21 protein-coding genes are annotated in these 23,415 nt (G+C 59.8%); 11 read left to right on the top strand and 10 right to left on the bottom strand.

The genetic code is table 11. The features are described 5' to 3' along the window. Positions 1–168 precede the first annotated feature (168 nt). Genes Q1A63_RS16200 through Q1A63_RS16215 form a run of 4 tightly spaced genes read right to left on the bottom strand, consistent with a single transcriptional unit; the run spans position 169 to position 4,051 of the window. The gene (locus Q1A63_RS16200; protein ID WP_299632231.1) at positions 169–822 is read right to left on the bottom strand and encodes an ABC-type transport auxiliary lipoprotein family protein; all 654 of its coding nucleotides are present in this window, start codon (positions 820–822) and stop codon (positions 169–171) included. Continuing rightward, positions 819–2,168, bottom strand: coding sequence for an MlaD family protein (locus Q1A63_RS16205; RefSeq protein WP_298975775.1), 1,350 nt, complete (start codon positions 2,166–2,168; stop codon positions 819–821). Before Q1A63_RS16205 ends, Q1A63_RS16200 begins: the two co-directional genes overlap by 4 nt. 15 nt (positions 2,169–2,183) lie before the next feature. Beyond that, complete coding sequence (locus tag Q1A63_RS16210) at positions 2,184–2,969, bottom strand: ATP-binding cassette domain-containing protein (protein ID WP_298975772.1); 786 nt, start codon at positions 2,967–2,969, stop codon at positions 2,184–2,186. After that, positions 2,966–4,051 (bottom strand): MlaE family lipid ABC transporter permease subunit, encoded by a 1,086-nt coding sequence (locus Q1A63_RS16215; RefSeq protein WP_298975769.1) that lies wholly within the window; start codon positions 4,049–4,051, stop codon positions 2,966–2,968. The genes Q1A63_RS16210 and Q1A63_RS16215 overlap by 4 nt, the downstream gene beginning before the upstream one ends. A gap of 516 nt (positions 4,052–4,567) precedes the next feature. On the opposite strand from Q1A63_RS16215, the gene Q1A63_RS16220 reads away from it, so the two are divergent. From Q1A63_RS16220 to Q1A63_RS16235, 4 genes are all read left to right on the top strand, one after another. Beyond that, on the top strand, positions 4,568–5,485 hold the full coding sequence (locus Q1A63_RS16220) for a LysR family transcriptional regulator (RefSeq protein ID WP_298975767.1): 918 nt from the start codon (positions 4,568–4,570) through the stop codon (positions 5,483–5,485). Positions 5,486–5,580: 95 nt separating this feature from the next. Further along, entirely contained in the window at positions 5,581–6,336 is a 756-nt protein-coding gene (locus Q1A63_RS16225; protein WP_298975764.1) for a hypothetical protein, read from the top strand. Between the two features lie 88 nt (positions 6,337–6,424). Further along, on the top strand, positions 6,425–7,558 hold the full coding sequence (locus Q1A63_RS16230; protein WP_298975761.1) for an MFS transporter: 1,134 nt from the start codon (positions 6,425–6,427) through the stop codon (positions 7,556–7,558). A gap of 294 nt (positions 7,559–7,852) precedes the next feature. After that, on the top strand, positions 7,853–9,310 hold the full coding sequence (locus Q1A63_RS16235; RefSeq protein ID WP_299632232.1) for a hypothetical protein: 1,458 nt from the start codon (positions 7,853–7,855) through the stop codon (positions 9,308–9,310). An 81-nt stretch (positions 9,311–9,391) separates the two neighbouring features. Here the strand turns inward: Q1A63_RS16235 and Q1A63_RS16240 are convergent, their stop codons facing one another. From Q1A63_RS16240 to Q1A63_RS16265, 6 genes are all read right to left on the bottom strand, one after another. Next, a complete protein-coding gene (locus Q1A63_RS16240) occupies positions 9,392–10,699 on the bottom strand; it encodes a TRAP transporter large permease (protein WP_299632233.1) in 1,308 nt (435 codons plus the stop codon). Continuing rightward, on the bottom strand, positions 10,699–11,199 hold the full coding sequence (locus tag Q1A63_RS16245; protein ID WP_299632234.1) for a TRAP transporter small permease: 501 nt from the start codon (positions 11,197–11,199) through the stop codon (positions 10,699–10,701). Before Q1A63_RS16245 ends, Q1A63_RS16240 begins: the two co-directional genes overlap by 1 nt. A 61-nt stretch (positions 11,200–11,260) precedes the next feature. Next, positions 11,261–12,274, bottom strand: coding sequence for a TRAP transporter substrate-binding protein DctP (dctP, locus tag Q1A63_RS16250; RefSeq protein WP_299632235.1), 1,014 nt, complete (start codon positions 12,272–12,274; stop codon positions 11,261–11,263). A gap of 99 nt (positions 12,275–12,373) precedes the next feature. Then, positions 12,374–12,985 carry a 3-isopropylmalate dehydratase small subunit gene (gene leuD / locus Q1A63_RS16255; protein ID WP_298975749.1) on the bottom strand — a complete coding sequence of 204 codons (612 nt, stop codon included), beginning with the start codon at positions 12,983–12,985 and terminating at the stop codon, positions 12,374–12,376. Continuing rightward, positions 12,985–14,391, bottom strand: a complete 1,407-nt coding sequence (leuC, locus tag Q1A63_RS16260; protein ID WP_298975748.1) for a 3-isopropylmalate dehydratase large subunit — start codon at positions 14,389–14,391, stop codon at positions 12,985–12,987. The genes leuD and leuC overlap by 1 nt, the downstream gene beginning before the upstream one ends. After that, positions 14,388–15,191: a GntR family transcriptional regulator gene (locus Q1A63_RS16265; RefSeq protein WP_298975745.1), complete on the bottom strand. Its 804-nt coding sequence runs from the start codon at positions 15,189–15,191 to the stop codon at positions 14,388–14,390. The genes leuC and Q1A63_RS16265 overlap by 4 nt, the downstream gene beginning before the upstream one ends. A 146-nt stretch (positions 15,192–15,337) precedes the next feature. Between Q1A63_RS16265 and Q1A63_RS16270 the strand changes: the two genes are divergently transcribed. The 7 genes from Q1A63_RS16270 to Q1A63_RS16300 all read left to right on the top strand — a co-directional run bounded on the left by Q1A63_RS16270 (position 15,338) and on the right by Q1A63_RS16300 (position 23,395). Further along, entirely contained in the window at positions 15,338–15,904 is a 567-nt protein-coding gene (locus tag Q1A63_RS16270) for a tautomerase family protein (RefSeq protein ID WP_299632236.1), read from the top strand. Then, positions 15,901–17,595 (top strand): hydantoinase B/oxoprolinase family protein, encoded by a 1,695-nt coding sequence (locus Q1A63_RS16275; protein WP_299632237.1) that lies wholly within the window; start codon positions 15,901–15,903, stop codon positions 17,593–17,595. The genes Q1A63_RS16270 and Q1A63_RS16275 overlap by 4 nt, the downstream gene beginning before the upstream one ends. 8 nt (positions 17,596–17,603) lie before the next feature. After that, positions 17,604–19,655, top strand: coding sequence for a hydantoinase/oxoprolinase family protein (locus tag Q1A63_RS16280; RefSeq protein WP_298975905.1), 2,052 nt, complete (start codon positions 17,604–17,606; stop codon positions 19,653–19,655). Next, positions 19,652–20,272, top strand: a complete 621-nt coding sequence (locus Q1A63_RS16285) for an isochorismatase family cysteine hydrolase (RefSeq protein WP_299632238.1) — start codon at positions 19,652–19,654, stop codon at positions 20,270–20,272. Before Q1A63_RS16280 ends, Q1A63_RS16285 begins: the two co-directional genes overlap by 4 nt. Next, positions 20,269–21,132, top strand: coding sequence for an isocitrate lyase/phosphoenolpyruvate mutase family protein (locus tag Q1A63_RS16290; RefSeq protein WP_298975741.1), 864 nt, complete (start codon positions 20,269–20,271; stop codon positions 21,130–21,132). The genes Q1A63_RS16285 and Q1A63_RS16290 overlap by 4 nt, the downstream gene beginning before the upstream one ends. Further along, the gene (locus Q1A63_RS16295) at positions 21,125–22,492 is read left to right on the top strand and encodes an FAD-dependent oxidoreductase (protein WP_298975738.1); all 1,368 of its coding nucleotides are present in this window, start codon (positions 21,125–21,127) and stop codon (positions 22,490–22,492) included. The genes Q1A63_RS16290 and Q1A63_RS16295 overlap by 8 nt, the downstream gene beginning before the upstream one ends. 330 nt (positions 22,493–22,822) lie before the next feature. Next, positions 22,823–23,395 carry an aspartyl/asparaginyl beta-hydroxylase domain-containing protein gene (locus tag Q1A63_RS16300; protein WP_298975735.1) on the top strand — a complete coding sequence of 191 codons (573 nt, stop codon included), beginning with the start codon at positions 22,823–22,825 and terminating at the stop codon, positions 23,393–23,395. Positions 23,396–23,415 lie beyond the last annotated feature (20 nt).

Raw genomic sequence — 23,415 nt, forward strand, 5'->3', positions numbered from 1 at the left:
CCATATGGTTGCAAAGATTGGTAGAAATGCCCGCATTGTACACCAAGAAATTTGGCATCGACCGCCGGATCGGCGACAAAACTCCGATACAGGCTTAAACGCCGCGCTTTAGATGAATAGACGCAATGAAAACCGAGGGTCTGTAACCCGCAAAGCTCCTATCCGAAACTAGCGGGGCGATGTGGCGGCATGGCGCGCGATTTCGCGAATGCTCCATTCAATCGCATCGCGCATGGTATCGCCAAGCGCCTCGTCGAAGGCTGCTGTCACGTCGCCGGGCGTATCCGAGGCGGCGGGGACAATTTCCTCGAAAGACCGGGATCCGATGATGCGATCCGAGAAGGCATCGATGATCTTGATGTTCAGGCGCACATCGATCTGCAGCGCAGACCCTTCCGCACCAACCGGCACAATCGCCTGGAACTCGCGAATGTCCGTCACGATCAGATAGTCTGCACGTAGACCAATTGTGGAGCTTCCGACCGCGGGCACCTTGCCGGTGTTCTCAAAGCTCTCGATCAACAATGCCTGAACGATCAGTGGGGCCCGATCGACCCAGCGCGCACCGGGCAGATATTGAACCTGCAGCGGCGTGGGTTGCACGGCGATCTGATCGGTATCCACCGCCGCCGTTGCGGTTGGCTGATTGACCACGATCTGATCGCGCAGCTGGGGCAGAGATGCGCTGAACGTGCTTTTGGGGCTGAGCACGTAGAGGTCTGTCGGCGTGGCAACCTCGGTCAGGCTTGCCAGCCCCGTGCAGCCCGCCAACATCGTCAACAGCAGCAGCCCCCTCATCCATTTCATACTATGTGTTATCATCGGCGAAACTCGGAGTTTTGGGTGCCAAGGAGGAATCGCGCGGGGTCACGTTCGATCTTGTTCACAAGGCGTTCCAGATTGACCACAAGGCTGCGCGCCTCCTCGGTAAAGCGCAGGAACTCTGGTAGTCCCAACCGCAGGAACTCGGACACCTGTCGTTCATTCCCTGTCACCACCTCGTCCAGCGTATCGGTGAAACTCGCCGCAGATTGCGATGCTGCGAGGACCTCATCGGAAATGGCGTCGATATTGGTTGCGGCCCCTTCGACGGCGGTGGTGAAGGCCGTTGCCGCGCCGCGCAGATCGCTGATGATCGTGCCGAAGTCATCTTCGATCAGCGCATTTGCCGAGGAGAACGTCTGATCGGCCGAGTTCAGCGTTTCGGATGCATCCCGCATTGCCGTGTCGATCAACGCCAGCGTCTCGGTCGCGTTGTCAAAGGCCTGCGTCGCGGAGGCCAGCGCTGCCTGCCCATCGTCCGCCAGCACACCTAACCGCTCCGTCACGGCGCCGACGTTTTCGCCAAGCCCCTCGATCACCCGCTCCCCTGTCTGCACGGTTGTGCGCAGATCGGAGGCCAGCGGCGTAAGCTGGTCTTTCGTGAAGGTATCGATGGTCGCAATCGTATCAGTGGCGCTCTCAAACGCCTCCCCCGCGCTGTCCAGCGTTTCGGTGGCGGTCGTCAGCGTCGTTTCCGCCGTATCCCCCAGCTGCGCAAGCCGGTCTGAGAAGGCTGCAACCTCGCGCGCAGCCGAGCCCAAATCACTGGACAAGGTTTCAAAGTCGCCAAGCACGCCGTCCAATCGACCCGATGATGTCGCCAGATTATCGAGGATGGTGCTGACAGCCGCCCGGTTTTCGGGGTCGAAAACGGCATTGACGTCTTCGAGCAACGCAATCGCGCGTTCAAGCAGTTCAGGCGCCCCTTCGAAAACCGACTGCAAGGGCGAGCGTTCGGAGCGGATGACCGCATCTTCTGTTAGTGGCTGTGCCATGATCGACCCGCCTGACAATGCAACATAGCTCACGCCCGTCACACCCTGGGCCTGCAATCTGGCGACTGTCTCCGTGCTGACCGGTGTGTCGGCATCCACTTCGATGCGCACGCGAACGCGGGAGGGGTCCTCTTCGTCCAGCATCAGTTCGATCACCTGACCCACCGGCAAACCGCTGTAGCGTACGTCGCTCGCCGCGGCCAGTCCGGCCACGTCTTGAAACAGGATATCATAGTAGGCGTATTGCCGGTCCACTTCGATCTTGGCCAACCACAGCAACAGCCCGACCGCGCCCAGCACCCCCAGCAAGGTGAAGACACCGATCAGAACGTAGTTGGCCTTGGTCTCCATAAACTGCTGTCGCCTCTACATCTTTTCCTGCGCGGCCCGTGCGCGCGGGCCGGTGAAATATTCCTGAACCCAAGGATGGTCCACGCGCGTCATCTCCTCAATCGGCCCTTCGACCAAAACCCGCTGTTCCGCCAGCACTGCAATTCTGTCGCAGATCGCGTAAAGACTGTCGAGGTCATGGGTCACCATAAACACCGTCAGGCCCAGCGAGCGCTTCAATTCGCCGATCAGGTCATCGTAGGCAGCGGCCCCAATCGGATCCAGCCCCGCGGTTGGCTCGTCCAGAAACACGATCTCGGGATCCATCGCGAGGGCGCGGGCCAATGCCGCCCGCTTGCGCATGCCGCCCGATAACTCCGACGGCAGCTTGCCACAGCTGAAGGGGGGGAGGCCGACCAGACTGATTTTCAACTCGCCTAGCGCCTTCATCAGGCTGTGCGACAGGTTCAGATGCTCCCGCATCGGCGCCATGACGTTTTGCAGCACGGTCAACGAAGAGAAGAGCGCCCCATCCTGAAACGCGACCCCCCAACGGCGTTCGGTCTGCGCCCGCTCCGCGCGACTGCCATGCAGCACATCTGCACCAAGCACATGGATCGAGCCTGCTGCGGGACGGTTCAGACCGACAATTGTGCGCAGCAAAACCGATTTTCCGGTCCCGGACCCACCGACAATCCCCAGGACCTCGCCGCGCCACACATCAAGGTCCAACTGGTCATGCACCACCTGCGGCCCGAACTGGTTGCGCAGGCCGCGCACCCTGATCACCGCCTCGCGGCTGTCGTCCTGCAGGCGCGTCATACCCCGATCTCCGCAAAGAAGATGGAAAACAGGGCATCCGCCGCGATGACCAGAAAAATGGATTGGACGACGGAAATCGTGGTGTGACGCCCCACGCTATCGGCTGATCCGCGCACCTGCATTGCCTGCCAACAGGCGACGATTGCAATAATGGCCGCAAAGACCGGTGCCTTGATCATGCCGATGGCCAGATGCCAGACATCGGTGTTTTCCTGCAGACGGGTGATGAACATGCCGGGACTGACGTTCAACTGGCTCCAACTCATCAACGCGCCCCCCAGCAGGCCCGAGATATTGGCGATAAAACCCAGGATCGGCAGCACGATCACAAGCGCGATCACGCGCGGCAACACAAGCACTTCAATGGGGTCAAGGCCAAGCGTGCGCATGGCATCAAGCTCTTCGCGCACCTTCATCGACCCAATCGACGCGGTAAAAGCCGAGCCCGACCGCCCGGCCACGATGATGGCCGTCAGCAGGATGCCCAATTCGCGCAGAATGGAGATGGCGATCAGATCGACCACGAAAACCTCCGCCCCAAACTGGCGCAGCTGCGAAGCCCCCTGGAATGACAGGACCACCCCGATCAGGAAGCTCATCAGAACCACAATCGGGATGGCGTTGAGGCCGGTCTCCTCCATCTGGCTGACCAGCGCCGCCGTGCGCCAGCGCCGCGGACGGAAAACGGTGGCGGCAAGTGACGCGAGGGTCTGGCCGACGAAGCTGAGCAGAGACAAGATCGACTGGCCCACGCCAGCTGTCTTCAATCCGACCCCGGCGATCCAAGGGAGAATACCGCGCGGCAGATCCTCGATCCCTTTCTCCGACGGCAGCGCCGCGGCGACCGTCGCAATCAGATCGGTCCGCGGGGTCGCCTTTTCGGTGAACTCGACCTGCACGCCCTGTTTTTCCAGACGCGCCTTGAGATCCGCGATCAGCCAGGCGCCACCTGTGTCAAGGGCTTCCAGATTGCTGAGATCGACGTGCAAAACCGTCGCCCGAACCGATGCGCCGGCAAAATCCGCTTCGACAGCACCCAGACTGTCGGTCACCAGCCGTCCGGAGAGGCGAAGAGTGGCCATTCCGTCGGAGTCGTCCAAGCTGAGCATCGGTCGTGACATCAATCGTCCTGGTCAGGCCGCAAAAGACCAATTGGGGCGCGTTTTCGGTATCTTAGAGATTGCGCGCCGGGCAACAAGTCAAGGATGGGCCGTCAGCGCGATTGCGCATGTCCCGCATCAGCAAAATGGGACGGTTTTGGTTGAATTGGGAAGGGCGGGCTTCCGGCCATCGCACCCACCAGGGCGCAGTGATGGGGCAAGACCAAACTGCGCAAGGCGCCTGTCTGCGCACCGGGAAGTTGCAAAGCGTCACCAGGGCGCCCCATGAGGAAACAATAGAGCTTCCGGACCCAAATAAGCCAACGATCCCCTGCCAATGTCGGCTTGCCATCGAAAGAATTCGCCTGAATACTTTTAGGAGAGTCGACAACCCAACTGTCCAGTTATAGGTGTACTGTCCTAATATGACGCGTCGAAAATCCCGGCGCCAAAACCTTTACGTTAGAAAGTAACCCAATGGGCATAATGCGTTATCCATTGGGCAAAACGCAAATCCGCGTGGAGAGCGATAGTTTGTATCAGACCAAAGGAAATGCCGAAGTCACCGTGGCGATGCTCCGCGCATTTGTGACCTTAGGCAAAAATTTGAATTTAACGAAAACCTGTGAGGAATTGGGCGTTGCCAGGCAGACGGTTCGTCGCCACATCAATGAGCTGGAGGGGATCAAAGGCCAGCCGCTTTTCTCTGTCCAGAACCGCGAATACTCCCTGACCCCCTTTGGAAATGCACTGCTGGCCGATGCCGAGATCATCCTGCGGCAGATCAAAGCCTGGTCCGGTCAGTCCAGATTGACCCGCCGAAGCTCGAACTGGTTGGAAATTGCTCACTATCTGGACGCCAGCGAAAGAGAGTTTTTTTCGCAACAGCATCCGATCAGCAAAATCGCGGAAGACGGCCTTCCAATCATGAAACGGACCCTCTCCGCCTGGGGGAAGGCGCATACGCAAATAGAAGATCCCGCAATGGCCGACGTCCGGCCATATCTGGTGATCTACAGAAAGAACCCGAGTGGCTGGATCTGCGTCGAAATCGGTGTGAAATCGGCATATGCGAAATGGTTCGGGTGGACCTGGTCAAAAAGCGCGATCGGAAAGCTCTCAGAAGCAGACAACGCCGGGGACGACTACAATGACTTCATTTCGGGCGCCTATGCCCGGATCCACGGCGAAGGTGGCGTGCGTCTCGATCATCTCTTTGCCTATCTGCCGCGTGAAAGTAATCCAGACCCTATTCCGATCAGTTTTCAGCGCTTGTTGATGGGCTGCGCCTTCCCGGATGGCGCCCCGGGGCTTGCAGTTCTCGTGTTGATGACGAATCAGGTTGAAATCGACGCGCTCCCCGAGAAGGACGTTTTATTCGTCCCGAACGACCTTGTTATGGACTTTGAACCCTGATTTTTACCGTTGCTACAAAGACGTATGCCCTAAAATGGTATTTCGATGATATTTTTCCTTTTATGACTGTAGTCATTCAAAACAAAGGAAAGCAAATGTCGGCACTCAACCTCTACACAATGATTGTTAACGTCGCGAACATAACCAAGGAACTTGAAGCTGCGGGGATGCGCTTAGAGATTGGAGATGATTTTGCGGCATACCGAAGATTACGGAACTCCCAGACGGATCGTTCACCGCTCTACCCGATGTTCGATGTCGCCTGTTCCTATGTCGATGTCTCCAACGCCTTCTGGGTGTGTGGTTTCAACGACAACAACCAATTGATCCACACTCAGGCGATCAGGCTGCTGGACTTGTCCGGCGTGGCTTTGGGCGAGCACATCAATATGCATCGCCACAAATACATCACGCCCAATTCAACGCCTGATCCTGACAGAACCTTTTACTCGCGGCCGCCTTCCCTGGACCAAATCACCGGGAAGGTTTGCTATCACGGCGAGTTCTGGCTGAGCGGTGGCGAAGGCGGGCACAGAAAACAAGGCTTCACGGCACTGCTGTCACGCGTCGTTTTCGAAATGGCGCTGAAGATGTGGGTGCCGGATTATGTTTTCGGCCTGGTGCCGGAACCGCTTGCGTTCAAGGGCATTCCCAGTCGTTATGGGTACACCCGTTGTGAGCCAGGCGCCTGGTACGGGCCAGACAACGAGATCACAGAAGAGGATTCGCTTGTTTGGATGAACACAGACGACATCGTTCACTTCCTCGAAACCCCGCCAAAAGCGCTTTCGCGTGAACGTCAGATCCCTGCACGCAGATTGAGGACGAATACTATTGATATGGTCGCATGAAAGAATGTCAGGAATCGATAGAGCGTATCTTGGAACCATGACAGTGAGTTGTTGAGTTGAATAAGTTATTTCGGTGGCGGTTGTGACCATGTCCCTGTTCAGGGCAATTGCAGGTCCAATCGCCGCCAGTATCGCCTTCGTCATGGAACTTACGCTGGTTCCTCTCATTCTTCCTGCGATTCAATCGCACTATGACCTGAGCCTTGGAAGCATGGCTTGGGTTTTCAATGCCTATGGCATTGCTGTGGCCGTGGGTGTCATCGCCGGCGGCTGGATCGGTGATGCCTTCGGTGCCAAACGGATCTTTGGCATCGGCGTTCTGATGTTTGCGTTGGGTGCGGCCATTGTCGCATCCTCGGCAAGCTTTGAGGCGTTGATTGCCGGGCGCGTTTTGCAAGGCTTTGGCGGCGGTGTCTTCTCTCCGTTGGTGCCGCTGCTGCTTACCAAAGCCCTGCCCCTGCGGCCCGGTAAAATCCTAATCATCTGGGGCAGCGTGACGGGCTATGTGGCTGCGTTCGCCCCATTTGCAGCAGGTCAGGTGGTCGCCTTCGTCGGATGGCAATCCGTTTTTGTGTTCTTTGTGGTACTCTCCGGTGCCGTACTGTTGCTCTCCGCCGGGAATGGCGCCACGCAGACCGAACCTGCCCCACGCACGACGCCAAATCTGTTCCTGCTGACGAAGGCACGCGTTCTGTGGCTGGTCTTCGGCTACATCTTTTGCACCTACGGGGCGATCACGTTCTATCTGTTCCGGTTGCCGCTCTTGCTGGCGGAGACAAACTACACCGTCGAAACGATTGGCGTTGTTCTGGCAACCATATGGATGAGTTTCTCAATCGTCGGCACTCTGCTTCGGAACTGGGTCGATGGCTCCCACATTCGCAGCATTGTATTGGCGGCACCCGTTCTGATCGCGGCCAGCTTTTTGACGGCATATCTCTCCAGCGACGCGATCTGGCTCATGATCTCCGCCATTTTGATCGGGGCCGGGTTTGCTTGCAGCAACGCGCCGTCCACGCAGTTGGTTCTGAAATTCGCGCCGCCGGGTCTCAGTGTCATCTCTGCCAGCCTGGACATCACCTTCGCAAGACTGGGCGGCGTTGTCACTGTCGCATGGCTGGCGCAGTCGGATTTCAGCCATTCCGTTCTGGTCATCGCAGGCCTGTCACTCGCAGCGGTGGTTTTTGCGATGGTTTTCTTGCGCAGAAATAGCGAGGCCTAGCCCGGAGGCGGCGGTCGAGCGACGGTCGGAAAGCTTCAGGCTAACAAGAAGAAATCTCGCCGAGAGTCCTCAGCGGTTGAATCGGCCATTCGGATATCAGCATACCACCTAAGGTTGACTGGCGCCCAGTTATCGCGTTTCATGGCGCGACTAGGGGAATGAGCCATGAAGTGTGCCAAAGCGCCCGGTGCGACGCCTGTGGCTCAAACCGCTACCAATACTGCATCAGGCCGTCGCGAAACATCAGATGGTGCTTTGCGAGGCTTTCAACAATCCGCCGCTACAAGTGCAGCTGTGACACAACTGCAAGCTTTGCAACGCGCAGCAGACGGCGCCGCTGTGGTGCAGCGCTATACGACGATCAAAGGCGATCCCGACAAGCGCATGTCTGGCGGCAAAAAGATCGTGCGGACCGGCCCCAAGACCGTTTTTGCCGACGAAAGCCTGATCGCCGAAGCGAACTCAAAGCTGGAGGATACCGCCTCATATGTCCGCCTTGCCGCAGATAGCAGCCGCGAATATGCCACGGATGACAGCGGTGATACCTTGCCGATGATCAAGCTGAACTGGAATGCGCGCATTGATGACAGGAGCTTTATGGACGCGGCATCGGTGGCAAACGAGGAAGGCGGCTTCAAGAGCTTCGCGGACTGTCACCGCACCGCCCAGGCGGTGATGGGATCGACCCAGACCGAAGGTGTCGATACCGAAAAACCGGTGCGGCGCAATTCCAAAGGCGCAGAAACGATTGAACCCACATCAAAGCGGGAAGTGCGACGCGGTGTCAATGTACGCGGCGACGCTGCAAATCGGGGTGCTTATGCGGTTCTTGGCGATGCTTTGCCAAAGGTGAAAGCCGCCGTGCATGGCATGGGTGAAGTGATTGGGGATGCGCTCAATACCGCAGTGCCAGATGGCGGCGGCCCAATATCGGGCAAACCCTTCAAGCAGTGGGCGGCCTATGCCGCGATTTACGCCGACCCGTGGCGGCGCGATCTGTTCAGCAAGTTTTCAGGCAGCAACGAATTCGCGACCCCGGAGGTTGGCGAAGCACTCACCATCGTGTCGGGCTTCATGGCGAAAGACGCCTTCAAGAACCGTGCAACCTATGATGATCTGGTGGCGCGCATTGGACAGCAGGACGTGGACGCTCTCCACATTACCGCTGACGATAGCTTCGATCAGATGTGGCGAAAACTCGGGGACGCCGGGGATGCACAAAGGGAGAAACTGGCAAAAACGCATATGCTCGCAAAGCTGAACGCCAACGCAGCCGTCTTGGAGGGCTTGTCCGTTTCCGGCACTATTCTGGATGAGTTGCGCGGCGATACCGCGCTGGAGGCAATCGTTTCACGCCTCTCGCGCGAAGATTTCCTCGCGCTCTATAAATCCGGCGCGATCGACATGGGCCAGACAGCCACCGCCAAGGCAGACGCGAGCATCGATCACGTACCGCCTGACATCGTCGCCGCCTCGGGGGCCATCGCGGCAGGTGCGAGAGACGCATCGACAGCGACGGTTCGCCAGCCCTGGAATTTCCATTGGGCCGGTGTCATCCTGAAAGACGGGGGCGACTATGTCACGCTGGAAAACCTGTCGGTCGAAGATCCCGGTACGCTCAATGAGAATTGGTTCTTCCAGATGTTTGGAACGGAGCAGAAAGATCAGACGTTCCACGCACAATACGCCGAAACGGGAGAGTTCGGGAACGTGCCTCTGACGATCAACTACAGCAACCATCCCGAAACGTGAGGCTGTTTCAAAAGTAATGAGGGAGCGCATCGGGGGCGACCCCTCGCCCGCACCCTGTCGCCGTGATCTTCCACAGCCTGACTACAACGACGGCAGCCACAACGCGATTTGCGGGAAGGCGATCAAGAGCGCAACCAATAGCAGCGAACATCCGATAAACGGGAACGCCGACGTATAGATGACGCGCATCGTCGTGCCCTTGGGTGCCACCCCCTTCATGACAAAGAGCAAGAGCCCGAAGGGTGGCGTCGTAAAGCTTATCTCAAGCGCCAACAGCATGATCAACCCGAACCAGACCGGATCGAAACCCAATGTCTGGGCCAGTGGAAAGAAGATCGGCACGGTCAGCAGCATCATCGAGATCTGCTCCATGAACATGCCCAGCAGGAGCAACACGGCAAACATCACCATTAGCATGGCAAGGGGCGCCAGTTCGAAAGACGTGGCCCAATTCACCAATCCGCGTGATGCCCCCGAAAAGGCCAGCAGCTGACTGAAGGTCGCGGATCCAAAGACGATCAGATAGGCCATCAGTGTCACGCGCAGCGCGCCGACGACGGATTTCTGCATCGCCTCCCATGTCAGGCACCGAAACACGGCAGCGAGGATCAGCACGCCAAGTGCGCCGAAAGCGGCGGCCTCGGACGGGGTGACAAAGCCGCGGATCATCAGCACGATGATCACCACCATGACGCCGACCATCGGCACGACCTCGCGCAGCAACAAGGCCAGCTTCTGTCCAAACCCCATTGGCACGACATCATAGGCGGGCGCTGCCGTCGGATCGATCTTCGTCTGAAGCCAGATCGTTGCGATGTAGAAAGACGCCAGGATCAGCCCCGGAATGACGCCTGCAATCAGCAATGCCGCCACGTCGATCTGTGCCAGCGTGGCCAGTAAAACCGCCAAAGCAGACGGCGGTATGATGATCGCCAGCCCGCCAGTGCCCAGGATCGGGCCAATGCTCATGTGCGATTTGTAACCCCTGCGGCTCATCTCCGGCACCATCAGCGACCCCAGCAGGGCGGTCGAGCCCATGGACGATCCCGACAGCGTGGAAAAGGCGGTCCCGCCCAGCACGGTGACATAGCTCAACCGGCCCGGGAGCCGCCCCAAGAGCTTGTCAATCGCGTTGAACATCCGCCCACCGAGGCCGGTATGAAAGAAAATCTCGCCCATCAGCAGGAAAAGCGGGATCGGTACGAGCGCGTATTTCGTGAGCGATCCAAACCCATTGTTCAAGAGCTGGGTCACACCGCGTTCCCCGCCCATGAACACCCAGGCACCGAGGATATTAGCCGCGAGAAATGCCAGTGCGACCGGCATCCCCATGGCCATCAGAAACAGGATCGCGCCCAGCAGCAGAGCGAGCGCCTCAAACCACTCCATTACTCGTGTATCCCCGCTTCGCCCGTGTGCATCAGGTCGGCCCCGAACACGAAACGCGCAAATTCGACGGCCATCAGGCCAAAGCTGATCGGAAAGGCGATGGTCAGCATCCAGCGCGGAAAATAGTAGGCGCGGGTGTCGAAATCACCGCGTTTAATATTGGTCAGAAACAGCTCCGCCCCTTTCCATGCCAAAATCAGGCAGACCACCACACAAGCAACCGCGACGGTCCTGCTGACAATGCGGCGCAAACCGTCGGGCAGGGCCGCTGTGACCAGTTCGATGTGCACATGCCCCTTTTCACGCACCAGCCAGGGCGCGCCCAGCATGGTCATGTAAAGAAGCCCATATTCGGCCGAGGTGAAAAGCCAGGCAAAGGGTTGCAGACCTGCGTTGCGCATCAGCACCGATGCAATGACCGAGATCATCAGCCACACCAGTGTGACGCCCGCAATGACCGCCAAAGAATAGACAAGGGCAGAATACGCCTTGGAGATCATCACCTTGGGTCTTTCATTAAGAGAACATGCGGACCCGCCTCAGAACGGGCCCGCAAACCGCTTACTTGGCCGCATCGAGATCGTAAAACAGCTCCAACAGGCGGTCGTAGTTGCCGGTGCCGCCGGGTTGTTCCGCCATCACGCTCTGCATGCGCTCCCAGGTTTTTTCACGTGCGGCGGCAAGGTAGTTTGCCTTGGCATCACCCTCCAGCGACACAACCTGCATGCCTGCGGCCTCAAGTGCGGCAAAATCCTCGTCACGCTTGATCCGCAGAGCCGCCACGCTGTCTTTCTCATGCTGGGTCGCCACATCCTGCAGGATCTTTTTCGCTTCGTCGGACAGGGAATTCCACTTTTCAAGGTTCACGATGACCCCGAGATCGGTCGAGAAAAAGCACGGCTCAATCCGGTAATTCAGGAACTCGTTCCATTTCAGATCAATGAGCCCGATCTGGGTCCAGCCGGTTGCATCCACGACACCACGCTGCAGGGCCGAGTAAACCTCGCCGGTGGGCAAGTCGATCACCTGTGCACCCAGATAGTTGGTAAAGAAAGCGTTGTAGACGTTGTTGCCGCGCAGCTTGAGCCCTTCGACTTCAAGGTTGCCGTCGGCATCAAAACTGGGCGCATCCCGCGTCCAGAGATTGTAACACACGCCGCTGTCAAACCAGCCGAGGTATTTCAGGCCCATCTTTTCCTGGTGGATCTGGTCAATCAACTCGGTGCCACCATTGGCGCGTGTCTCCACCGCCGTCAGGTTCGACGCCACCATCGCGTCTTTTTCCGGCAGCGCACCGCCATAGAAGGAACCCGGTGTGTAGACCATATCCACGATCCCGTCACGCACGGCATCAGGCTGCTGGAACATGCCGATCGCCTCCGGACCACCGCGCACGTCGATCTGGATCACGCCCGTGCCCACGTCGTTGACCTTGTCCACGAAGGTCAGAAAGCTCTTGGTGTAGATCAATGTCTCAGGAAACGCGTGTACCGCCGAGATCGTTTCTTCGGCCTGCGCCATACTGGCGATCAGGGTTGAACTGGCGAGAACACCGCCCAGAAAATTCGTCTTCATGTGATAACCTCCGATTTATATTGGGGTCGGCGCTGCGCCCTGACCCTTGCTTTTTGACATCTTTGCGATGCCGATCTGCGCTATTATAACCCGCGCGTTTCACTCCGCCGCCGCGGGCCAGGCCCAAGCGGCGGTTCGTCTTCGATGATCCTTGAAAGTGTCGATACTGTTGCGGTGCTGCTGTGTCAGATCGATGTCGTCCCAGCCGTTGATCAATTTGATGCGCCAGCTTTCATCGAGCACAAATGTGACGATGGTTTCAGCCAAGGTGATCTGCCCCGCTTCCAAATCAATGCTGGCGCGCACCGTGCCACCGCCGAGTTGATTGATCAGGGCGTCATAATCAGCGGCGCCAATCTGTGCTGGCAACAGCCCGTTGTTCACCGCATTGCTGGCAAAAATATCGCCGAATCTCGGGGCGATCACAGCGCGAAATCCGGCATCGACGAGCGCATAAACCGCGGCTTCCCGCGATGAACCGCTGCCGAAATTTTCCCCTGCGATCAGGATGCTTGCGTCCGCATGCGCATTGAACGCACAGTCTTCCGTCAGGGTCCCATCCGCGTCGCGCCGCAGATCGTGCAACAGGTACTGACCATAGCCGTCCGCCCGCGGCACAGACATGAAACGCGCCGGGATCAGCTGATCCGTGTCGATATTGGCCAAAGGCAAGGCAACGGCCAGCCCCGCATGTGTGGTCCATCCCCCCATCACGGGGCTCTCCCCCGCAACAAGGGGCGCACGTCGGCAATTGTGCCCGTCACCGCCGCCGCGGCCACCATCGCGGGGGACATCAGATGGGTGCGCGCACCGCGCCCTTGTCGCCCACGGAAATTGCGGTTGGTCGAGGAGGCGCAGCGCATGCCCGCGCCCACCAGATCACCGTTCATGCCGACGCACATCGAACAGCCCGAAGCGCCCCATTCCAGCCCGGCCTCGATAAATATCTCAGCGAGCCCTTCCTGCTCCGCCTGCGCTTTGATCGGCTGGGACCCAGGCGATACCAGCCCCGGCACCTTGGCACGGCGTCCCGCCAGCACCGCAGCAGCTGCACGCAAATCCTCGATCCGCCCATTGGTGCAGGATCCGATGAAAACCTGATCCACCGGTGTGCCTGCCAGCGGGCGCCCAGGGATCAGCCCCATGTAGTCGAGCGCGGCACGGGTGGCTTCGGCTTTGCCCGCATCAAGCGCGGTTGGGTCTGGCAAGGTGGCATTTACGGGCAAGGCCTGCTCTGGACTTATGCCCCAGGTAACGGTGGGTGCGATTTCTGCAGCGTCAATCCGGATTTCGCGGTCAAACTCTGCGTTTTCATCACTGGCGAGATCGCTCCATGCCACGACGGCCGCTGTCCAGTCTTCGCCGATTGGCGCGAAGGGGCGGTCTTTCACATAAGCCTGCGTGGCCTCATCCGGTGCAACCATCCCGAACCGCGCGCCCCCCTCAATCGACAGATTGCACAGCGTCATGCGCCCTTCCATCGTCAGGTCCCGAATGGCGCTACCCGCATATTCAATGGCGTACCCCTGCGCCCCGCCCGTGCCCAACCGCACGATCCAGTTCAACGCGATGTCCTTGGCGGTCACACCGGGGGCCACTGCCCCCTCGACCCTGATCCGCATCGCCTTGGGCTTTTTCTGCCAGACGGTCTGCGTGGCCAATACATGCGCCACCTCGGTCGCCCCGATCCCGAAGGCAAGCGCACCAAAAGCACCATGGGTCGAGGTGTGGCTGTCGCCGCAGGTGATGAGCAGCCCCGGCAGCGTCAGGCCTTGTTCAGGTCCGATCACATGCACAATCCCCTGCCGCGGATCATCCAGATCGAAGAGCTGCAGCCCGTGTTCATGCGCGTTGGCCCGCAGTGTTTCGATCATGCGGGCAATCTGCGGGTCGGCGATCTGGCCTCGGTTTCGCGTGGGTGCATAGTGATCCACCACAGCAAACGTCAATTCGGGGGTTGCAACCTGCGCCTCACGGGCGGCGAGCTTAGCAAACGCATGATGGGAGCCTTCGTGCACCAGATGCCGATCCACCCACAAAAGCGAAACACCATCGTCCCGCCTGAGAATTTCATGGGACGCCCACAACTTGTCGAGCAGAGTTCGCGGCTGGCTCATGCGCCCCCCTGCTCAGCTTGTCCAATGGCAGGTTCCCAATGCCGTCCACCCCCGTCACCGACACGCTCCAGCGGCATTTCAAGACTGAACATATCGGGCCGATAGAGCCCCGAAAGATACTCCACACCATTGCCATCGATATCCCGCACCACGCGTTTCAGGGACAAAAGCGCAGATCCGACAGCCACCTCCAGCGCCTCGGCGACATCCGGCCCGGCCAGCGTCGCAGATACCGATTGATGTGCTTCCTTGATCTGCACACCACTGCGTTCCAAAAGCTTGAAAAGCGGGGTGGTCGCCAGATCATCTTCGGAATAATTCCGCGCGATTGCGGTCGGAACATATGTCGTCAGATGGGAAAAGGGCACGCCATCCGCCATCCGTACACGTGTCGCGATCTGCGCTTTCTCACCGATCTCCAAACCCATCGCACGCGCGACAAAATCTGGCACCGGGCTGTAGGAGAAGGACAGCAGCCGCGCGGTGGTGGCCTGCCCCATTTCCACCAGTTGCGGCATCAGCGTGTTGAAATTCATCGCAGCCCGCCGACCTGTAAGCGCCTTGGCCCGCACCGTTGTGCCGCTGCCAGCGCGCTTTTCCACAAGCCCGGATTCGCAGAGCGCGTCCAGTGCCCGCCGAACTGTCACCCGCGAGACACCGTAGCTTTCAGCCAAGCGCAATTCACCGGGCAGGTTTTCACCATCACACAGCCGCCCATCGGATATCTGATCGCGCAAGGACAGATAGACACGGCGCGCTTTTGCGCCTTCAGGCAATGGTGCTGCGCCGACACTGTCCAAGCGATGATTCCCCTTACGAAACACTCAACAATGGTAAATGTGTCATATGAAAAATCAAGAGATTGTATATCATGGCATCTAAATTAGACTTAACAAAATCATGAAACATGTATTATCTATAATACTGATATCTTGAAGAGGGCATTATGCCGACGGTCGAAATTCACATTCTGGAAGGCTACTCTGCGCCGGAAAAACAACGGCTCGCGGCGGCGCTGACGGATGCCGTACGTCTCGTTATTCCAGCGGCACCTGACCTTGTGACAGTCATCATCCATGACATGGCGCCCGAAGAGGACACCCGGGGGCGCAGCACCCGCGTGCCAGCTGCGGCACGTTCCGATCCCGCCAAGCTGGTGCGTAACTATCTCGCCGCCATGGAAGCGCGCGATCTGGCGCGGGCCGAGGTGATGCTGGGTGACAGCTTTGAGATGCAGTTCCCTGGTGCGGCCCCCATGCGCAAACTAAAAGAGCTGATCGATTGGGCTAGACCCCGCTATCGATCGGTGACCAAAACCTATGAAGGTTTTGACGCCCTGCAAAGCACCGGCGCGGCTGCTATCGTCTATTGTCGCGGAACACTGTCAGGCGAATGGCCCGATGGCACCTCCTTCAGCGGCATCCGCTTTATCGACCGGTTCGAGGTCATTGACGACAAGATCACGCGGCAGGATGTCTGGAACGACATCGCAGAAACAAGGGCAAAATCATGAGCGAAATTGACCCGATCACCCTATCCGTCCTGTCGGGGCGCATGGAACAGATCGCTGACGAGATGGACGCAACGCTGTTTCGCGCCGCTTTCAACCCGATCATTGCCGAAGCACATGACGCCAGCCATGGCCTCTATCACGCGCAAACCGGCGACACGCTGGTGCAGGGCAAATCCGGCCTGCCGATCTTTGTCGGTGTGATGGCCTTCGCCGTGCAGGCGGTGATCGAAAAGGCGGCGAAAGACGGCGATCTCGCCGATGGCGACATCTATATTTTCAATGACGCGCATATCGGCGGCACACATCTCAGCGACATGCGGCTGGTGCGGCCCTATTTCCGGGATGGTGAACTCTTTTGCTATCTGGCGTCGGTCGGGCATTGGCACGATGTGGGCGGCGCGGTGCCCGGCAACTACAACCCCGCCGCCACCGAGGTGTTTCAGGAGGCCTTTGTCCTGCCTCCGGTCAAACTGGCGCGCGGTGGCGTAATCAATCAGGACATCATCGACATCCTACTGCGCAACACACGCCTGCCGCAATCCGCCATGGGCGATCTGAACGGGCAGCTGGGCGCATTGGATCTTGGCATCAAGCGCATGGACGAATTGCTCGACGAATATGGCACCGCTACGGTGGCGGCGGCGCTTGAGGCCTTGGGGCATCGGGCGGAGGCGTTGATGCGGTCGGAGTTGCAGGACCTGCCAGATGGGCGCTGGGAGGCCGAGGATTTCCTCGACAATGACGGCATCACCGATGATCCGCTGGCGATCCGCGTGGCCCTTGAGATCAAAGACGACAGGATGACGCTCGATTTCACCGGTTCAGCGGCGCAATGTGCAGGTCCGGTCAACATCGCCCTGCCGACCACCGTCGCCACTGCCTATGTGGCGATCAAACACATCTTCCCGACCCTGCCCGCCAACGCGGGCGTGATGCGCCCGATCGAGGTGATTGTACCCGAAGGATCCCTGTTGTCAGCAGAATTCCCGGCGCCCACCGGCGGGTACACCGAGACGATCCTGCGGATGATCGATGTCGTCTTTTCCGCCTTCGCCAAAGCGGCGCCGACCCGCGTGGTGGCCAATGCCTATGGCACAATCAACGCGCTGTCGATTGCTGGCAAACGCAGCAATGGCCAGCCCTGGGTCATGTTCAGCTTTTACGGCGGCGGGCACGGCGGATCGATTGACAGCGACGGGCTGAACCACGGGAATGCGCCGATTTCCACCGCAACGATCCCGCCGATGGAAATCCTTGAGGCCGCCTATCCGGTGATGTTCCGCACTTGGGCGCTGCGCCCCGACAGCGCTGGCGCAGGAACCCATCGCGGCGGGCTGGGCGCGATCTATGAGATTGAAGTGCTTGAGGAAAACGGCGCAGAGGCCTTTCTCTTTGGCGAGCGCGGGCGGTTTGCGCCCAAAGGCATTGCTGACGGGTCAGATGGTGCGATGAACGTCTTTGCCTATGAGCAGGATGATGGCTGGGCGCATCCCCCGCTGGCCTCGAAAATGCGTGGCATCACCCTGCGACAGGGACAGGCGGTGCGGCTGGAAACGCCCGGCGGCGGTGGCTACGGCGCACCGCAGGACCGCGCGCCCGCAGATGTCGCACGCGATGTAGCCCGCGGTCTGGTCAGCGCAGCAAACGCCGATCAACTGCATGGACCCTCCTGGCGGGAGGTTTCACCGTGAACGGGCGCATGATTGGTGTCGATGTCGGCGGTACCTTCACGGATGTCTTTGTGCTCGATGAGGCCAAAGGCACCGCCACGGTTGCCAAGGTGCCAACCACCCGGCCCGATCAGTCAGCCGGGTTTCTCGATGGCATCGCGCGCGAGGTGACGGATCTGTCGCAGATTGCTGTGGTGGTGCATGGCACCACGGCGGGCACAAACGCCCTGCTGGAACGCAAGGGTGCAAAAACCGGGGTGATCTGCACGCAAGGCCTGCGCGATGTGCTGGAAATGCGGCGTCGGGACCGCCCGCGCACCTGGGGCCTGCGCGGGGATTTTGAACCGGTGGTGGACCGGCGGAACCGGCTTGAGGTACCCGAACGCACGCTCGCCGATGGTTCAATCCGCACCCCCGTTGATCTGGATGCTGTGCGTGCCGCAGCCCGGCAGCTGCAGGCGGACGGTTGCGCCGCGGTGGCGATCCTCTTTGCCAACGCCTATGCAAACTCTGAAAACGAGGCCGCGGCGGTGGCCGCCGTGCGGGCAATCTGGCCTAATGACCACGTCTCAGCCTCCCACGAAATCCTGCCGGAAATCCGCGAATTCGAACGGTTTTCTACAACGGCTTTGAACGCCTATTTGCAACCCGAAGTCTCTGGCTATCTGGGTCGGTTGGAAAGTGCGTTGCGCCAGGGTGGCTTCGATGGGGAGTTCATGATCGTGCAGTCCAACGGCGGTGTCATGGCGGTGGATACCGCCTGCCGCCTGCCGGTGCGCACCGCCCTGTCCGGTCCCGCCGCCGGGGTGATTGCGGCGGGCTACATCGCCCAATCTGCGGGCTTTGACAATGTGATCACCGGCGATATGGGCGGCACCAGCTTCGATGTGTCCCTCATCGCCGAAGGCCGCTCCATGCTGTCCCCGCAAACGTCGGTCGATTTCGGTATGGTCGTACGCACGCCGATGATCGAGATCACGACCATCGGGGCCGGGGGCGGTTCCATCGCCTGGGTCGACAAGGGCGGGCTTTTGAACATCGGGCCGGAAAGCGCCGGGTCAGACCCCGGCCCTGTTGCCTATGGCATGGGCAATGACCGCCCCACCGTGACCGACGCTAATGTGGTGCTGGGCCGGATCGATCCGGACAATCCGATCGGCGGCAAGCTGGCGCGCCTCGATGTCGAGGCCGCGGCCAAAGCGATTGATCTGCATGTCGCCGCGCCTCTGGGCCTTGGCACATTGGAGGCCGCCGAGGCGATCCTGACCGTCGCCAACAGCCGGATGGCCGGGGCGATCCGGCTTGTGGGCATCGAACGCGGCTTTGATCCCAAGCGCTTCGCCTTCATGCCGTTTGGCGGCGGTGGCGCGCTGCATGCCGGGGCGATGCTGGCGGAGACGGGCATCACGCGCGCCATCGTGCCCCGCTATCCCGGGGTGACCTCTGCGATGGGCTGCGTGATCGCGGACATGCGGCAGGACTTCGTGCAAACGATCAATACGCTGGTGAGCACGCTCGACGCAGCAGCGCTGACACGCTTCATGCAATCCCACGCCGATCAGGGCATGGCGCTGCTGGACGCCGCCCGCACCATTTTCGAGGCGCGCGACATCAGTTTTGAGCTGGATATGGCGTACATCGGGCAGACCCATACCGTGTCTGTCCCGCTCAGCGTGACGGTGCAGGACGGCACGGTGCAACCGCCCACGCAGGCAGAGATCGAAGCCGCCTTTGACACGGCCTATGGCGCAACCTTCGGGCGGTTGCTAAAGGGTGGCGTGCGGCGCATTCTCAACCTGCGCAGCGCCGTCACCGGCAGGCGGCCCAAGTTCGATCTCACCACGCTGGCCCCGACACAGGAAGGCGCGGTCAACCCGACCGCGACGCGCCCTGTTCATTTCGGGGACGACTGGCAGGACACCGCGATCTATGACCGCTTGTCCCTGCCCGTTGGTACGGTGATCAAAGGCCCCGCCATTCTGACACAACCCGATACCACGGTGCTGATCGAGCCGGATCTGCAGGGGCGCGTGGACCAGTTCGGCAACACCATCATTGAACCTGCGGAGGAGACATCATGAGCAGCCCAAGAGACTGGGATCTGGCACGCACCGCGCTGTTGACCATTGATTTGCAAAACGATTTTCTCCACTCCGAAGGCGCCTATGGCCGCGCCGGGCAGGGCTCCGACAGTATCGCCGCGCTGCCGGATCGCATTGCGCCGCTGATCAAGGCCCTGCGCGATCAGGGGGGGCGATATTTCTCGGCGCAGTTTACGCTCGTGCCGGACCGCGACGGCACGCCGCTTATTGCGCCACATCTGAAAGAGTTGCGCCCTTTCCTAGGCAAAGGCGATTTTGCGCCCGGCTCGTTTGGTCACGGTTTGGTCGACGCGCTGCAGCCTGCGGATTTCGTGATCGAGAAAGTGGCTTATTCCGCGTTCTATCAGACGCGACTGGAATACATTATGCGGGCCGTCGGCGTGGATCATCTGATCGTCGGCGGTATCGTGACAAATGGCGGCGTGGCCTCAACACTGCGCGACGCCCATCTGCGCAACATAGAGACCGTGATGCTGACCGATGGCTGCGCCGCGTTCCGGCAAGAGATACATAACGCCACCCTGCTTTCTCTGGGCTCCGTCACGCATCAAATGACCTGCCGCGATGCCCAGGACTGGCTGGAGGGCGCGGCATGAGCCTCAGATCCCGCCTGCAAAGCAAGGATATTCTGGTCGCGCCCGGCGTTTATGACGGTCTGACGGCTTCGCTGGCAACAGATGCTGGGTTCGAGGCGCTATATCTCAGCGGAGCGGCGGTGGCCTACACCCGTCTGGGGCGCCCGGACATCGGGCTCAGCACCGCAAGCGAGATGGCCGACACCATGACGCTGATTGCGGATCGCACAGCCCTGCCTGTGATCATCGACGCCGATACCGGGTTTGGCAACGCGCTGAATGCTCAGCGCACCATGCGGCTCTATGAACGCGCCGGGGCCTCTGCCTTGCAGTTGGAGGATCAAAGCTATCCCAAGCGATGCGGTCATCTGGCGGATAAATCCCTGATCCCCGCAGCCGAGATGGCAGGCAAGGTCACGGCGATGGCCGACGCGCGCGCAAGTGATGAAACGTTGATCATCGCCCGCACCGACGCCATCGCGGTCGAAGGAATCTCGGCGGCGCTCGACCGGGCCGAGATCTATCTGGAAGCGGGCGCCGACGTGCTTTTCATCGAAGCGCCGCAGAGCGCGGCGCACCTGCAAAGCATCACACGACAATTCGCCGGGCGCGTGCCGCTGCTGGCCAATATGGTCGAAGGCGGCGCGACCCCGATCACCAGCGCCGATGATCTCGAAGCGCAGGGTTTCTCCATCGTGATCTTTCCAGGCGGGATCGTCCGGGCGCTGGCGCGCACCGCGCAGGATTATTACAAGAGCCTTCAACAACATGGCAGCAATCGCCCCTTTGCGGATCGGATGTTTGACTTTGACGGGCTGAACAAGGTGATCGGCACCGCGGATATACTGGAAAAAGGCGTACAGTATGACGCCAATGACTAGGACGGCATCGCCGCCCGACATCTTTGATATCACCACCGGAACTCTGATCATCGGCGCAGGTGCCTGCGGGTTGGTTGCCGCCTTGTCTGCGACGGAAACCGGCCAGCAGGTTCTGGTGATCGAGGCAGACCCGGTGCCCAGCGGCTCAACCGCATTGTCCGCCGGGCTGATCCCGGCGGCAGGTACGAAAATTCAACGCGCAGCTGGCATCGACGACAGTGCGGCCCTCTTTGCATCCGATATCCAGGCCAAGGCGCAGGGTGAAAACGACCCAGCACTTGTCGATCTGATGACGAGCGGGGCCGCCGAAGTGATCGACTGGTTGGCGGAAGTACACGGCTTGCCGTTTTCGGTTGTGACGAATTTCGACTACCCCGGTCACTCACGGCATCGCATGCACGGGTTGCCCACGCGGTCTGGCGCTGAACTGATCGACGCGCTGCGCACCGCCTGCGAGGCCAAGGGAATTGACATCATCTGCGACCGGCGCGCCAGCATGCTTTTTCATCAGGATGGCGAGGTTTACGGCGTTGCGGTGAACCGGCCTGATGGCGGGGTCGAAGCCATTGGATGCAAGTGCATGATCCTGGCCTGCAATGGCTTTGGCGGCAACCGGGCACTGGTGAGCCAACACATGCCGGAAATTGCCGACGGGCTGTGGTTTGGCCACGATGGCAACCGGGGCGAAGCGGTGCTTTGGGCAGAAGAGATCGGCGCTCAGACCCAGCATCTCGGGGCCTATCAGGGGCATGGCAATGTGGCCCACCCGCATGGCATTCTGATCACCTGGGCGGTCATCACCGAAGGGGGCGTGCAGGTCAATCGGCGGGGCGACCGCTTTTGGAACGAAGCACAGGGGTATTCCGAAGCCGCGCGCGCTGTGCTCTCGCAACCGGGCGGCGAAGCCTTCACCATCTTTGATCATCGTATCGCGGGCATCGCGCGGCAGTTCGAAGATTTCAAACGCGCCGAAACCGCAGGGGCCGTGCGCACAAGTGACACCTTGGAGGGGCTCGCGGAGACGCTTGGCCTGCCGCCCGACAGCCTTACAACAACACTCGCTGAAATCCCACTGGAGGGCACGGACCGCTTTGGTCGCCGATTTGGAATGGCCCCGCTCGCGCCGCCATATTGCGGCGTGCGCGTGACCGGTGCCCTTTTCCACACACAAGGCGGGGTGCAGGTGAACGCAGATGCGCGGGTCCTGCGCACCGATGGCACGCCGTTTGATACGCTTTACGCTGGCGGTGGCGCGGCGTGCGGCGTGTCGGGCAAAGGCGACAGCGGCTACCTGTCTGGCAACGGTCTGTTGAGCGCGGTGGTTCTCGGCCGACGGGCCGGTATCACCTCTCCGAGATAAATCGATTTGGCGACGGTAATCCTCACCGGCTGCTTTCGCTGCTTGCGACGCAGATAGATCACCCGCGTTTACCCGGCGCAAAACGCTGCAATCACGCCCCGCTGCCCGCGCCGATATGACAAACGATCCCTGTCTTGAAAGCCACATGAAAATTAGATGAATTTGGCGTTAAGAATTTCTTATTTTTATGTTAAAAAACAATAGCTTGATTGATAATCAAAGTAAACCCCCTCATGCTTGAACCATGCCTGCTCAGCGGCCGCAAAGTCCGGACGGTAGGTGCTCAGCAGACACCGGTTCCAGTGTGTCGAACCAAAAGAGGAGATTCAGATGAAGTACTTCAAGCGCCTTAAGGCAGACGTAGATCCGACCCCGTTTCTCGACGAAATCAACAGCATCGATCATGCATGGGACGCCTCTACCGGGCGGCAGGACAAGATCGCTGTGCAGCGCGAAGCAAAAGCCATTCCCCTACGTGGCCTGCGCAAATCGGCCATCGGGGACCGCAAGCGGCGTGATGTTCATGAAAGCCGGTGGACCACAGGCTCAAAGGACTATCCCGTCGCGCGGGCCTTTCTTGAAGAATTCGCGCGCGATCAGGACAGTATTCTGGGCCGCGCAAAAATCGTCTGCCTGCCCGCCGGGAAGCGCGTTTATCCGCATATTGACCGCGGGCTCTATTACCGCGTGCGCAACCGCTATCACTTCGTCCTGACCTCTACCCATGGGTCCTGGATGAAAGCGGGCGACGAAGAGGTGCGCATGCAGCAGGGCGAGCTGTGGTGGTTCGACAATGATCAGATGCATGAGGCCAACAACGATGGCGATCAGGACCGCATCCACATGATCTTCGATATGTTGCCAAGCCATCTCGCCGAAGAGGTCCTTGGCACGGCCGCCTGAACCCATTGCAGAAGGGAGCG

Source organism: uncultured Roseobacter sp., from assembly GCF_947499265.1.
Taxonomy (GTDB): domain Bacteria; phylum Pseudomonadota; class Alphaproteobacteria; order Rhodobacterales; family Rhodobacteraceae; genus Roseobacter.